The organism is Devosia insulae DS-56 (assembly GCF_000970465.2).
Lineage (GTDB): Bacteria > Pseudomonadota > Alphaproteobacteria > Rhizobiales > Devosiaceae > Devosia_A > Devosia_A insulae.
Genome location: NZ_LAJE02000401.1, coordinates 1 through 12579, shown reverse-complemented (window position 1 = coordinate 12579; position 12579 = coordinate 1). Strand labels below are relative to the sequence as shown.

Here is a 12579-nt window from a genome sequence, read left to right as displayed (position 1 = left end):
AGACCCGCAGGGATAGTCAGGCTGCTCAGTGCAGGTCGGGGGTGCCGTTGACGCTGTCGCCGACGGCCTTGACGGTTTCGTCGTAGACCTTGGCGGCGCCGTCCTTGCCCTTTTCGTAAAGGTCGGCGACGCGGGTTTTGCCCTCCTCGTAGACCTCCGAAGCGACATCGATGGCCTTGCCCCTGACCTCGTCGGCCAGCTCGCCCACGGCTTTATCTTCCTGCTCGGTATGCGGCAAAGCGGCGCCGAGGGCCGCGCCGGCGGCAAAGGCCAGAGCTCCGGCGACCAGCGGCTGATTCTGGAACGTATCCATCACCACCCTGGTGGCACGATCGGTCTGGTGCTGGGCGCTGCTGCCCATATTGCGCGCCTGCTGCTGCACGCCGTCGAGCATGTCGCCGACCTGATGACGCAAGTCATGCCAGGCGTGCGAGGCCCAACCCGCCGCCTCGTCGATGCGGTTGCCGGCCTCATCCTGGAAGTCCTGCAGCCGGTGGCCGGCTTCATCGATAAAGCCGCCGAACTTCCGGCCGGCGTCATCGACAAATTCGCCGGCCCGGTGGCCCAATTCATTGGACTCGGCCTTATAGCGCTTGCCGCGGGCATCCTGGAACTCGCTGAACCACTTGCCGGAGTCGTCGGCCGCATGGTTCACCCGGCGAAGGCCGCCGGAGACTGTGGCATAGGGATAGTCGGACCGGTAGCGGCTGGGTTGCGGCGCCGGGTTTGGAGCCGAGAGTTTCGGACCTTGTCCAGTCATCAGCCAGACGAGGCTGATGCCGAGCAGCGCTGCAGGCAGCGGGTTGTTCGAAACGGTGTGGCCGAGATTGGCGGCAAAGTGCTGGCCACCATCCTTGCTGTAGCTCAGCAACTCATCCACCAGTTGCCCGGGGGACAGCCGATCCTTGATCTCGCCGATCCGGTCTTCGACACGCTGGCGCTGCTGTTCGACTTCCCGCTCCAGCTGGGCAGAATCTTTTCCGTAGCTGCTCATCACAGGCTCTCCTTAACGACCTCGGCATCGCGCGCGAGGGAATGGGTGGTGCGGTCGAGCTCGAAGGTGGTCGCCTTCCAGGCCTCGAGGCTTTTCGAAATGAAGCTCCAGGCGATGACGCCGACGACGACGGCCACCACGATGGAAGCAATGAAGCCGGCAGCCTGCTCGGACATACCGATGGCGACGAGGACCCAGGAGAGCCCGATCACCAGCGCCGAGAGAAAAACGCCGACGGCGCCGATGGCTAGAACGCCGCCAATGGCGAGGCCCTTGGACGCGGTAAGCACATCACCGAGCTTTTCGGACGCTTCGGTCTTGGCCAGCTGGATTTCCTTGCGAAACAGCCCGGAAATGTCGCCGGCGAGGCCGCCGAGCAGGTCGGTGAGGGTATGGGGGCGCTCAGTATCCGCCATTTCGGCCTCCCTCGTTGAACACGGCAGTCGAGGGGTTCGAACCCGATCGCATCGAGCTCTGGCCTGAGCCCGGAGGGTTCGACCCGTAGCTCGAGCCCGACGGGCTGGACCCTGCGGTAGGAGCCGCCTCGGGCTTGCGCGAGGCGGAGGCGAGAACGAAGCGGGAAGCGACGAAGCCGAGCAGGGCCGCAGCGCCCATGAAGGCGACGGGTTGCTTCCGCCCGAAATCCTGGGCGATGCCGATGATCTGGTCGACATCGTTGTCGCGCACGGTCGAGGTCAGCTTGTCGGCCCCATCGGCCAGCATGCGGACGTAGCGGCTGCCGGCCTCGCCACTGCTGTCGAGTTCTCCCGCCACTTTCTGCAGGGCACCGCTGACGCCGCCCAACTGGGCAACGAGCAGATCCTTCTGGTCGGTGGCAAGGCCCTTGGCCTTTTCGGTAACGCCCTCAAGCTGCGTCATCGCCTCGTCGCCGATGGCGGCGGCCTGCTGCTTGACCTCATCGGCGAGATGGCCGAGGTCGGCCTCTGCGGTTTCGGTCAGCGCGGCGGCATCGGACCGGACGCGGTCGGGGCTGAGGTCGGTATCAGTGGGGTAATCGGGGGCCATTTGTGCTGCTCCTATGAACTCCACGGGAGCGCTCGAAACCCGGCGCTCCTCGGTGGCTGCTGGCAACTCAACTTGGCGAGGGGGACAATGTTCCGGGGCGACCCGAACTCAATTTCGTCCCTGCGACGGAACGATCGCGCACCAGCCACGCTAAGCTCGAAGGGCGCGCATTCGCGGGCCAAGGAGCACCCATGGCCAGAACTTCAAAGTCGACACTCACCTATGGCGACCTGCCCATCGTGCGCGGCGCGGGGGGCGAGACGCATCAGCGGGCCGAGGAGGGCTACGATGTTCTCACCACCCAGCAGGGGATGCCGGTTGCCGACGACCAGAACACGCTGAAGCAGGGGGCGCGCGGCCCGACGCTGATCGAGGACGCGCATTTCCGCGAGAAGATCTTTCACTTCGATCACGAGCGCATCCCCGAGCGCGTAGTGCACGCTCGCGGCTACGGTGCGCACGGGTTCTTTGAGACCTACAAGCCGCTGCCCGAGCTGACACGCGCCGACCTGTTCCAGCGCGCCGGCGAAAAGACGCCGGTCTTCGTGCGCTTCTCCACCGTCGCCGGCAACAAGGGCTCGTTCGATCTGGCGCGCGATGTGCGCGGCTTCGCCGTGAAATTCTACACCCAGGAGGGCAACTGGGATCTGGTGGGCAACAATATCCCGGTGTTCTTCATCCAGGATGCGATCAAGTTCCCCGACATCATCCATTCGGTGAAGGATGAACCCGACAAGGCGTTTCCGCAGGCAGCGAGCGCCCATGACAACTTCTGGGACTTCATCTCGCTGACCCCTGAATCTATGCACATGATCATGTGGGTGATGTCCGACCGGGCGATCCCCCGCTCGTTCCGCTTCATGGAGGGCTTTGGCGTCCACACCTTCCGGCTGGTCAACGCCAAGGGCAAATCCAGCTTCGTCAAGTTTCACTGGAAGCCGAAGCTGGGGATGCAATCGGTGGTGTGGAACGAAGCGGTGAAGATCAACGGCGCCGACCCCGATTTCCATCGCCGCGACCTGTGGAACGCGATCAAGGCGGGCGATTTCCCGGAATGGGAACTGTGCCTCCAGACGTTCGACCAGAAATTCGCCGACAGCTTCGATTTCGATGTGCTCGACCCGACCAAGCTGATCCCCGAGGAATTGCTGCCTGCGACACCGGTCGGCCGGCTGGTGCTCGACCGCATGCCCGACAACTTCTTCGCCGAGACTGAGCAGGTAGCGTTCATGACGCAGAACATCGTGCCTGGCATCGATTTCTCCAACGACCCGCTGCTGCAGGGCCGCAACTTCTCCTATCTCGATACCCAGCTGAAGCGGCTCGGCGGGCCCAACTTCACCCACCTGCCGATCAACGCGCCGAAATGCCCGTTCCACAATTTCCAGCAGGATGGCCATATGGCCTTCCACAACCCCGTGGGCCGCGCCAATTACGAGCCCAATTCCTGGGGCACCCACATCGGCGGGCCGCGCGAAACCGCAGCCGGCTTCGAGAGCTTCGCCGAGGAGGCCGAGGGGCCGAAGCAACGCCTCAGGCCCGAAAGCTTTGCCGATCACTACAGCCAGGCCCGGCAGTTCTTCATCAGCCAGTCGCTTATCGAGCAGCGCCATATCGGCGATGCACTGGTGTTCGAGCTGAGCAAGGTCGAGGTGCCGGCAATCCGTGAGCGTGTCGTCTCACATCTGCTCAACATCGATGAGGGTCTGGCGCAGACGGTTGCCGACGGTCTCGGTCTCGCGGCGCTGCCGACCGCCGCTCCTCCCGCCGTCACCCCGCGCATCGATTTACCGGCGTCCGATGCGCTCTCGATCCTCAAGAACCCTCCCGGCACCTTCAAGGGCCGCAAGCTCGGGGTGCTGATCACCGATGGTGTCGATGCCGCGCTGCTCGATGCGTTGCTGGCCGCGGTGACGGCAGCAGGCGGCACGATGGAGCTGATCGGCCCGAGCGTTGCGGGGATCACCGCCAAGGATGGTACGGTGCTCGCGGCGCATCACAAGATCGATGGTGGCCCGTCAGTGCTGTTCGACGCCGTGGCGGTGTTGCCCGGCGACGAAGGAGTGCAGTCGCTGCTGAAACTCCCGGCGGCGCGGGATTTCGTCGCCGACGCCTATGCCCACTACAAGTTCATCGGCTTTTCCGAGGCGGCGAAGAAGCTCTTCACCAAGGTCGGGCTGCCCGAAGATCTCGACGATGGCTTCACCGACCTCACGGCCACCGACGCCGTCTCCTTCATAGAGACCTGTACCGCCCTGCGCTTCTGGGATCGCCCTGACGGGGCGTGACCGGCTGCCGAACCAGAGATCGTTCGAACCGTCTCATGGGCCAGCACCGGTCCAACCTGTCGCGCTCACTTTCGAGTCCGCGCTCAGGCCTGCTTTGGGTACTGGTCGTGACGGTGCAACCAGCTCATGCCTTCGGTCTCATTGCGCCCCTTGGGGGCAAGGTCGAGCATGGGGTAGGCGCCCATCATCACCTCGACGCCCCGGCCGAAGGTCGAATAGGTGCGATATACCGTCCCGGCCTCATCCTTGAAGAATGCGCTGACCCCCGGCCATTCTTCGCCGGTCTCGTCCCACTCGCCGAAATTGTAGTCGATATGCCCGCTCGCCACCTCCTCGGGGGTAAAGCTGACGCGGAAATCATAGTTGAAGCTGCTGCCGTTGGAGGACACCCAGCGGAACTTCCACCCCATGCGCTGGCGATAACGCTCGAGATCGGCAAGCGGGGCGCGTGACACCGCGACGAAGGTGACGTCGTGGTTGGCGAGGTGCAGGTTCATGCCGTCGGTATGATCGGCCATGAATGAGCAACTGGGGCAACCCTGTTCCCAGCCCGGCGCAAACATGAAGTGCTGGATGAGAAGCTGGGAGCGACCGTCGAACAGCTCGGCGAGCGTGCGCGGGCCTTCGAGCGTGTCGAACACATACTCCTTGTCGACGCGCACCCAGGGCAGGGCGCCGCGCTGCTTGGTAACGTCGTCGCGCTGGCGGGTGAGCGCCTTTTCCGCCTTCAGCAGTTCATGGCGGGCGGCCAGCCATTCGTCCTGAGAAACAACAGCGTGCTGCATTGTCAGTCTCCTTGGTTGTGATTGGGGGTAAGACGCGGCTCAGTTGAGCGCTGCGAAAACAGCATCAGCCACGGCGAGGCGTGGAAGATGCTCATCAGCAGGTACATCAGCGCCATGTCGTTGATCGGCAGGAGCGGCAGTGTCGAAGTGCAGACGCTGAGGCCTGAGATGCCGACAGCGGAAACCCATGCCAGCAGTGCAAACAACGGGCTCGCAGTGAGCCCCAGCATGGCCTTCGGTGATCCTATGGATGTCATGTCGTGCTCCGTTCCGATGCGCTGCTGTAGGCCGGCCGGGTGGCAGGGCGAGAGTTACAAATGCGACGCGATTGTCCGCGGGGGTCGATCGCACACGGCCGCCGGCCGCTGCCGACAGCGAGAACGGCGTTGATTCCTGGTCGCTGCGGTCGCGACCCAGCTTGTAAAGTGTAGTCGTGGTGCGAAACGACATGCGGCCGAAAACGATCCTTGGCAGGGCTGCCAATGTTGTGCGAAATTCTGCCAATGGCCCATAAAGTATCGCTGCTGGTCTATCCGGATTTTGAACTGCTCGACACCACCGGCCCCTCGTCGGTGTTCGGCGCAGCCAACATGATGCTGCTCAAAGCTGGCTTGGCCGAGTTCTATTCGGTGGAGATGCTGTCGACGTCGGGTGGACCGGTGCGAAGCAGCAGCGGCGTTTCGCTGCACACCGAGGCCCTGGCCGACACGCCGACCGAAGGCGTAGATACGCTGCTGGTGGCAGGTGCTCTGGCTGATCCGATGCTGGCGATCCTTGAGGATCCGCTGCTGCGGAGCTGGGTGCCGCGCTGTGCCGGCGCCGCCGGCAGGTTCGGTTCGATCTGCTCGGGGGCTTTCATTCTCGCCGGGCTCGGCCTCGTGGATGGCAAGCGGGTGGCGACGCACTGGGATGCGTGCGCGCCGCTGGCGGCGCACTTCCCGGCGGTCACGGTGGATCCGGAGAGCATTTTCGTCGAGGACGGGAAAGTCTGGACTTCCGCCGGGGTCACCGCCGGGATCGACATGGCACTGGCACTGGTGGCGCGGGACCTCGATGCCTCGATTGCGGCGCGCGTTGCCCAGTGGCTGGTGCTCTACGCCCGCCGCCCCGGCTACCAATCCCAGTTCAGTCCGATCCTGAGGGCCCAGGCCAAGGCCGACAATCCGTTTGTCGAGCTGATTGACTGGCTGCACGCCAATCTGCACCGCCAACTGGACGTGCCGAGCCTGGCAGAGCGGGCGGGGCTCAGCGAGCGGACGTTCCATCGCAAGTTTCAGGCGGTGACCGGTGAACCTCCCGCCCATTTCATCGAAAGTCTCCGGCTGGACGCAGCTCGCCTCCTGCTGACGCGCGGGCTCTCGCTGAAGGAAGTGGCGGCGCGGGTCGGGCTGTCCCCCAGTTCGCGGCTGGGCGCGGCTTTCGAACGGCGGTTCGGCGTCTCGCCCAGGTTGTTTCGCGAGATGCATGCCGTCGAAGGCCGGCCCTGCGCCTGACCCCGCGCCGAAACAGCACTGACGCGGCAGTTTTGCCGAGTGTGGCAGATTTTCTGCATTGTTTGTCATACCTGCCAAATCGCACCCGGTTACGGTGTGCGTGGGATGCAGGGCGTGAGCGCGTTCGTGCGGAAGCGCCGCGCCCAGCCCAAAGGAGAGGACCGCAATGATGATGACCACGCTCACCCGTCGCCGTTTCCATTGGTCGCTTTGGGCCGTGCCGCTTGGGCTGCTGCTGGCGGGCGGGGCGACGCATGTCGTGCTGATGCTGCTGCCGGCGCCGGCCGATCTCGATCTCGCCAGAACGCAGACCAGTGCGGGCGGCAGCTTCGTTGCGACCGTCGCTCCAGGCGACCTCGCCATCGACCGGCAGATGACCTGGCAGTTCGACATCAAGGATGCGCAGGGCGCCCCGATTGCAGCATCGGCGTTGCGTGTCGACGGCGGCATGCCGCTGCATGGCCACGGCCTGCCCTCGCAGCCGTCCGCCCCGCAGTCGCTCGGCGGCACACTCTACGAAGTCGGGGGCATCCGTTTCAGCATGCCGGGCTGGTGGGTGGTCAAGGTGCACCGCGCTACCCCTGACGGTGACGATATCGCCGAGTTCAACTTTCTGATGTGAGGAGAAAGACGATGCTGCAATCACTCGTGAACGCGATCCGCTCTTACCGCAGCAGCCGGGCGCAGCGGCTGGCGCTTGCCGACCTGCTGACCATGCCGGCGCACCGCCGCGATGAGCTGGGCATTTCACTCAGCGACGTGCTGGACGCACGCGACCGACGACGGCATCACCGCGCTGAATGTTGTGCCGGCGCGGCCGCCCGCCTGCCTCCCGCGCGCGTGGCGTGGACGAGGCAGGTGCGGCAGTGCTGCGTGGAGCTGGTGTGTGCCCCTGTCTGCGAGGGCAACCAGCGCGCACTGGCGCTCGGCTAGCGGGTCGCAACGGAGTGGCCGGTGGCTAGCCGACGCTCGGCAGGACCATCTCGTCCGAGACGCCGAAATGATCGGCGATTGCGTGATCGGCCTGTTCGCGTGCCTTTAGCACAGCCTCCGGCCCAGACCCGGTATCTTCGACCGAGAAGAACGTCGGAGTGCTGAGCCCGATCATTGCCAGCACCGCCCTGAGGTAGGGGGTGAGGAAATCCGGTTGCCGGGCGCGCGCGCCGGAAAAGCGACCGCCCGAGGCGATGGCAACGAATACCGGGAGATCGTGCAATGTCCCGACCTTGCCTTGAGGCGTTACGTTGAAGGTGCGCCGGGCGCGGACGATGTGGTCGATCCAGGCCTTCAACGTCGAGGTTCGGTGACAAGGAACTCACCGACCTCACCTATGCCATCGGCCTGATGAACGTCTTCAACCGCCTCGGCATCAGCTTCCGGACGCCGCCCGCCGCCGCCGCGCAGGCTGGATGAAATGGCCTGGATTCTGCTCTCCATTGCCGGCCTGCTCGAGATCGGTTTCGCCTATTTCATGAAGTCGTCGGACGGGTTCACGCGTTGGCTGCCGGCCTCACTGACGGTCGCAACCGGGCTCTCGAGCGTGATCCTGTTGTCGATCGCGCTGCGTACCTTGCCGGTCGGCACCGGCTATGCGGTGTGGACCGGCATCGGCGCGGCCGGAACGGCGATCCTCGGCATCGTGCTGCTTGGCGACTCCCACTCGCCGGTGCGGCTCCTCTGTATCGGCCTGATCCTCGCCGGCATTATCGGGCTGAAACTGACGTCGGCGGCGTAAGCGATCGGGGTGGCACCGGCGGGTATACCCTCACTCCCCGTCCGGGCCATCTTCCAGCCAGCTGTCATACTGCCGCTCGCGGCGGTGGCGGGTGAGGGCGCGGAGGTAGTATTCGTCGTGGCGGCCGTGCGGGCGGCCGTCCTGTTCCCAGAGGAAATAAGCGGTCTTGCGCACCGCCTCGCGGAAGGCGTCGTCCTCTGGCGGCAGGCTTCGGCCGTCGGTCATTTTGGGCTCGTCGTTCATTTTCGCCCTCAACGTCGTGCCGAGGGTGAGGTTGCATTCGTGCAACATCATGGCGGAGCCTTACGGCGTTGATACGAAAGTACCCTATCCGGCCCGCATATCTGCCTTGAACAGAACGCAAATCAGCGCGAAGACATAATTCTTCCTCTGGTTCTACCGGGCCGAGTCTGTCCGCCAATATTCTGGCGAGGGCAGGCCCTAAAAGCTTTATGTCTGGACCCTTAAATTGAGCTCGAATGCTCCGCGCAGCGCCTATTCGCCTGGCGATGCAATGTCACATGTCGTCGCCGCACAGCAGGGTAAGGGGCTCACCACCCTGTGGCGCATCATCGTACTCACCTGGCGTCACCCCTGGATGGTGATCATTACCATCCTCTCCTGCTTCATCTCGTCGGCATTGCAACTGTGGACGCCGGTATTGCTGGGGCAGGCGGTCGATCGCGCCGAGGGCGTGCTGGATGGCGGGGTCGGCGCGGCCGATGCGCTGTGGAGCATCGCGATAATCCTCCTGGTGGTGTCGATCCTCCGCGGTCTGTTCACGATGTCGATGAACTATTTTGGCGAAGCGGTGGGCCATCACACGGCCTATGAGCTGCGCCTTGCGGTCTACGAGAAGATCCAGCGGCTGAGCTTTTCCTACCACGACAAGGTGCATACCGGTGACCTGATCACCGTGGGCATGCTCGATCTCGAGGGCGTGCGCATGTTCTTTGCCACAGGCCTGCTCCGCATCGTGCTGCTCAGCACGCTGATCGGGGTCGGCGCCTATATGCTGATCTCGACCGATTGGATCCTTGGCCTACTGGCGCTGAGCTTTGCCCCGTTTGTCGGGGTGAATTCCTCGCTCACCCAGCTGAAGCTCCGCGCCACCTGGCTGACGCTGCAGGAGCGGCTGCAGGACCTTTCCCGCGTCATGGAAGAGAACCTCGGCGGCATCCGCGTGGTCCGCGCCTTTGCCGGCGCGCGGCACGAGATGAAGAAATACAACGAGGCCTCCGACCGGGCGCTGGTGCTGACGCATAAGCGCGTCGATATCCGCGTCAACTCGACCTCGATCATGAACATCAGCTTCTTCGTCTCGATGGCGCTGGTGCTGTGGTATGGCGGCGAGCGCGTCATTTCCGGCGAAATGACCGTCGGCACGCTGGCGGCCTTCCTCACCTTCATGACGATCCTGCAGATGCCGGTGCGCCAGCTTGGCCTGCTGGTCAATTCGGTGGCCCGCGCCTCGACCTGCGGCAATCGGCTGTTCGCCTTCCTCGACCTCGAAATCGAGATCAAGGACGAGCCGGGCGCCAAGCCGCTGAAGCTTTCTCAGGGCACGCTGAAGTTCGAGAATGTCGATTTCGCCTATCCCTCCGCGCCGTTCCGGCCGGTGCTTTCGGGCATCTCGTTCGAGGGCAGGAAGGGCGAGACCATCGGTATCGTCGGCAAGCCCGGCTCAGGCAAATCGACCATCGCCCACCTGATCCCGCGCTTTTACGACGTGACCGGCGGCCGGGTGACCATCGATGGGCAGGACGTTCGGGCGCTGACCCTCGCGAGCCTCCGCCAGGCGGTGGCGGTGGTGCAGCAGGACTCGTTCCTCTTCACCACCAACATCGAGAACAACATCGCCTATGGCGATCCGTGGGCGAAGGGACCGCGCATCGCCAGCGCCTCGGAATATGCGCAGCTCCACAACTACATCATCGGGCTGCCCACCGGTTACGAGACCATCGTGGGCGAGCGCGGCGTGTCGCTGTCGGGCGGCCAGCGCCAGCGGCTGAATATCGCGCGCTCGCTGATGCTCAGGCCCTCGGTGATGGTGTTCGATGACTCGACCGCGGCGGTCGATGCCGGCACCGAGCAGCGCATTCGTACGGCGATGAAGCGCTTCGCGAGGGATCGGGTGACGCTGATCATCTCGCACCGGCTTTCGTCGCTGATGCATGCCGACCAGATCCTCTTCATCGACGAGGGCAAGATCGTCGAGCGCGGCACGCATGAGGAGCTGCTGGCGCTCGGCGGCCGCTACCGCGCCCTTTACGACCTCCAGGTGAAGCCTGGCGACGACCAGCTGGAGGCTGCGGAATGACCGAGGCAACGCTCAACACCGAAGACGACAGCGAAGACCGCAACCGCCGGCCGCCCCGCGCCGTGGTCGGCTCGAGCCTCGACCGCGAGGAAGAGGTATTCGGCAAGGCCTATGATCCCAAAATCGTTCGCCGCATCTGGGCTTTCGTCAAACCCTACCGCAAGCAGATCTACCTGTCGGTCGCCGCCGTGCTGGTGTTCACCCTGACCCAGCTGGCCTTTCCGCTGGTGATCCGTTTCGCCATCGATAACGGCATGGCGCAGGGCGGGGGCGGGCGTTCGATCCTGCTCTGGTGCATCGTGGCGTTTGCCGGGCTGATCGCCATCAACTTCGCCTCGTCATGGATCCAGGAAACGGTGGTCGGCAAGGCGGCCGAGAACGTGCTGTTCGACATGCGCCGCGCCATGTTCGCGCATCTGCAGCGCGTGTCGCTCGGCTGGATGGACAAGACTGAGGTCGGCCGGCTGATGTCGCGCCTGATGGGCGACGTGAACTCCATGCAGGAGTTCCTTGAAACTTCTGTGCTTTCGGTCGGCGATATCGTCCTGCTGTTCGGCATTGTCGGGGTACTGCTGTGGCTCGATCCGATGCTCGGGCTGATCACCATGGCGACCATGCCGATCCTGTTCATCGTGCGCCTGTTCTGGCTGCCGCCGGCCAAGGTCAGCTTCATGGCGGCGCACCACACCAACTCGGCCGCCAATGGCGCCCTCGCCGAGGGCATTAATGGCGTGCGCACGGTGCAGAGCCTCGATCGGCAGCAGGTCAATTTCGACCTCTACGAGGAAAAGGCCAGGGCCAACCTCAGGGCGCATCTCCGCGCCGCCAAGTTCGCCCAGGTGATGGTGCCGATCGTCGATACGCTGACCGGCATTTCCATGGCGACGGTCATCGTGGTCGGTGGCCAGATGGTGCTGGGGCGCGAGCTCGATGTCGGCGTCATGGTGGCGTTCCTGTTCTACATCCAGCGCTTCTTCGATCCGATCCGTTCGCTCACCATGCAGTATTCGGTGTTCCAGCGCGCCATGTCGTCGGGCACCCGCATCGTCGAGGTGCTCGATGTGCCGGTGACCATCGCCGACAAGCCCGATGCCTTCCCGCTCACTTCGGGGATGGATGGCTCGGTCGAGTTCAAGGACGTCACCTTCGGCTACCGCAAGGGGCTGCCGGTGCTGAAGAATGTCAGCTTCCGGGTCAACCCGGGCGAGACGGTCGCCATTGTCGGCCCCACCGGCTCGGGCAAATCGAGCTGCATGTCGCTGGTGCATCGCTTCTACGATGTGTGGGACGGCTCGGTGACGGTGGGTGGGCACGATGTGCGCGACGTCACCCAGGACTCGCTTGGCGAACAGGTGGCGATGGTGCTGCAGGAGCCGTTCCTGTTCACCGGCTCGGTGATCGAGAACATCCGCTACAACAAGGAGAGCGCCACCCGCGAGCAGGTGATCGATGCGGCGAAAGCCGTGGGCGCGCATGATTTCATCATGTCGCTGGCCGATGGCTACGATACCCGGCTCGAGCAGCGCGGCAGCAACCTGTCGCTGGGCCAACGACAGCTGATCAGCTTTGCCCGGGCGCTGGTGGCGGATGCCAAGATTCTCGTCCTCGACGAGGCGACGGCCAATATCGACAGCTATACCGAAATGCTGATCCAGAGGGCGCTGAAGCGGCTGCTCGAAGGCCGCACCGGCCTCGTCATCGCCCACCGCCTCGCCACCATCCGCGGCGCCGACCGCATCATCGTGTTGCAGAACGGCGAGCTCTTGGAGAGCGGCAACCACGAGCAGCTGATGGAAAAGCAGGGGCTCTATTCGCGGCTCTATACGATGAACTATTCGAGCTTTGATGACCTGCCGGAGAATGCGGAAGATCATGCCGCGGCGGCGGTGGGGAAGGCGACTTAGGGGTAGGGGGCTTACGCACCGGCCGCGCAAAGTG

At 64.2% G+C, this 12579-nt stretch carries 14 protein-coding genes; 7 read left to right on the top strand and 7 right to left on the bottom strand.

All coding sequences use genetic code 11. The features are described 5' to 3' along the window. Positions 1-25: 25 nt before the first annotated feature. Genes VW23_RS27200 through VW23_RS27190 form a run of 3 tightly spaced genes read right to left on the bottom strand, consistent with a single transcriptional unit; the run spans position 26 to position 2020 of the window. The gene (locus VW23_RS27200) at positions 26-994 is read right to left on the bottom strand and encodes a DUF3618 domain-containing protein (RefSeq protein WP_069912605.1); all 969 of its coding nucleotides are present in this window, start codon (positions 992-994) and stop codon (positions 26-28) included. After that, positions 994-1410, bottom strand: coding sequence for a phage holin family protein (locus VW23_RS27195; protein ID WP_069912604.1), 417 nt, complete (start codon positions 1408-1410; stop codon positions 994-996). Before VW23_RS27195 ends, VW23_RS27200 begins: the two co-directional genes overlap by 1 nt. After that, positions 1397-2020, bottom strand: coding sequence for a hypothetical protein (locus VW23_RS27190; protein WP_069912603.1), 624 nt, complete (start codon positions 2018-2020; stop codon positions 1397-1399). Before VW23_RS27190 ends, VW23_RS27195 begins: the two co-directional genes overlap by 14 nt. Before the next feature lie 191 nt (positions 2021-2211). On the opposite strand from VW23_RS27190, the gene katE reads away from it, so the two are divergent. Then, positions 2212-4308 (top strand): catalase, encoded by a 2097-nt coding sequence (katE, locus tag VW23_RS27185; protein ID WP_069912602.1) that lies wholly within the window; start codon positions 2212-2214, stop codon positions 4306-4308. 83 nt (positions 4309-4391) lie between these two features. On the opposite strand, the gene VW23_RS27180 is transcribed toward katE, so the two are convergent. Then, the gene (locus VW23_RS27180) at positions 4392-5093 is read right to left on the bottom strand and encodes a DUF899 domain-containing protein (RefSeq protein WP_069912601.1); all 702 of its coding nucleotides are present in this window, start codon (positions 5091-5093) and stop codon (positions 4392-4394) included. Between the two features lie 2 nt (positions 5094-5095). Beyond that, complete coding sequence (locus VW23_RS27175) at positions 5096-5350, bottom strand: hypothetical protein (protein WP_069912600.1); 255 nt, start codon at positions 5348-5350, stop codon at positions 5096-5098. A gap of 246 nt (positions 5351-5596) precedes the next feature. Between VW23_RS27175 and VW23_RS27170 the strand changes: the two genes are divergently transcribed. From VW23_RS27170 to VW23_RS27160, 3 genes are all read left to right on the top strand, one after another. After that, a complete protein-coding gene (locus tag VW23_RS27170) occupies positions 5597-6586 on the top strand; it encodes a GlxA family transcriptional regulator (RefSeq protein ID WP_069912599.1) in 990 nt (329 codons plus the stop codon). A 166-nt stretch (positions 6587-6752) separates the two neighbouring features. Continuing rightward, positions 6753-7208, top strand: a complete 456-nt coding sequence (locus tag VW23_RS27165; RefSeq protein ID WP_084646533.1) for a FixH family protein — start codon at positions 6753-6755, stop codon at positions 7206-7208. Between the two features lie 11 nt (positions 7209-7219). Then, positions 7220-7519 (top strand): hypothetical protein, encoded by a 300-nt coding sequence (locus tag VW23_RS27160; RefSeq protein ID WP_069912598.1) that lies wholly within the window; start codon positions 7220-7222, stop codon positions 7517-7519. A 25-nt stretch (positions 7520-7544) separates the two neighbouring features. Here the strand turns inward: VW23_RS27160 and VW23_RS27155 are convergent, their stop codons facing one another. Further along, the gene (locus VW23_RS27155; protein ID WP_084646532.1) at positions 7545-7877 is read right to left on the bottom strand and encodes an NAD(P)H-dependent oxidoreductase; all 333 of its coding nucleotides are present in this window, start codon (positions 7875-7877) and stop codon (positions 7545-7547) included. A gap of 123 nt (positions 7878-8000) precedes the next feature. On the opposite strand from VW23_RS27155, the gene VW23_RS27150 reads away from it, so the two are divergent. After that, on the top strand, positions 8001-8321 hold the full coding sequence (locus tag VW23_RS27150) for a DMT family transporter (RefSeq protein ID WP_069912597.1): 321 nt from the start codon (positions 8001-8003) through the stop codon (positions 8319-8321). 30 nt (positions 8322-8351) lie between these two features. On the opposite strand, the gene VW23_RS27145 is transcribed toward VW23_RS27150, so the two are convergent. Next, complete coding sequence (locus VW23_RS27145; protein ID WP_141728522.1) at positions 8352-8546, bottom strand: DUF2934 domain-containing protein; 195 nt, start codon at positions 8544-8546, stop codon at positions 8352-8354. Between the two features lie 289 nt (positions 8547-8835). Here VW23_RS27145 and VW23_RS27140 point away from each other — a divergent pair, with 289 nt between their 5' ends. Together VW23_RS27140 and VW23_RS27135 are read left to right on the top strand one after the other, a co-directional pair. Continuing rightward, positions 8836-10641, top strand: a complete 1806-nt coding sequence (locus tag VW23_RS27140) for an ABC transporter ATP-binding protein (RefSeq protein WP_342029942.1) — start codon at positions 8836-8838, stop codon at positions 10639-10641. Continuing rightward, complete coding sequence (locus VW23_RS27135; RefSeq protein ID WP_069912594.1) at positions 10638-12545, top strand: ABC transporter ATP-binding protein; 1908 nt, start codon at positions 10638-10640, stop codon at positions 12543-12545. Before VW23_RS27140 ends, VW23_RS27135 begins: the two co-directional genes overlap by 4 nt. Positions 12546-12579 lie beyond the last annotated feature (34 nt).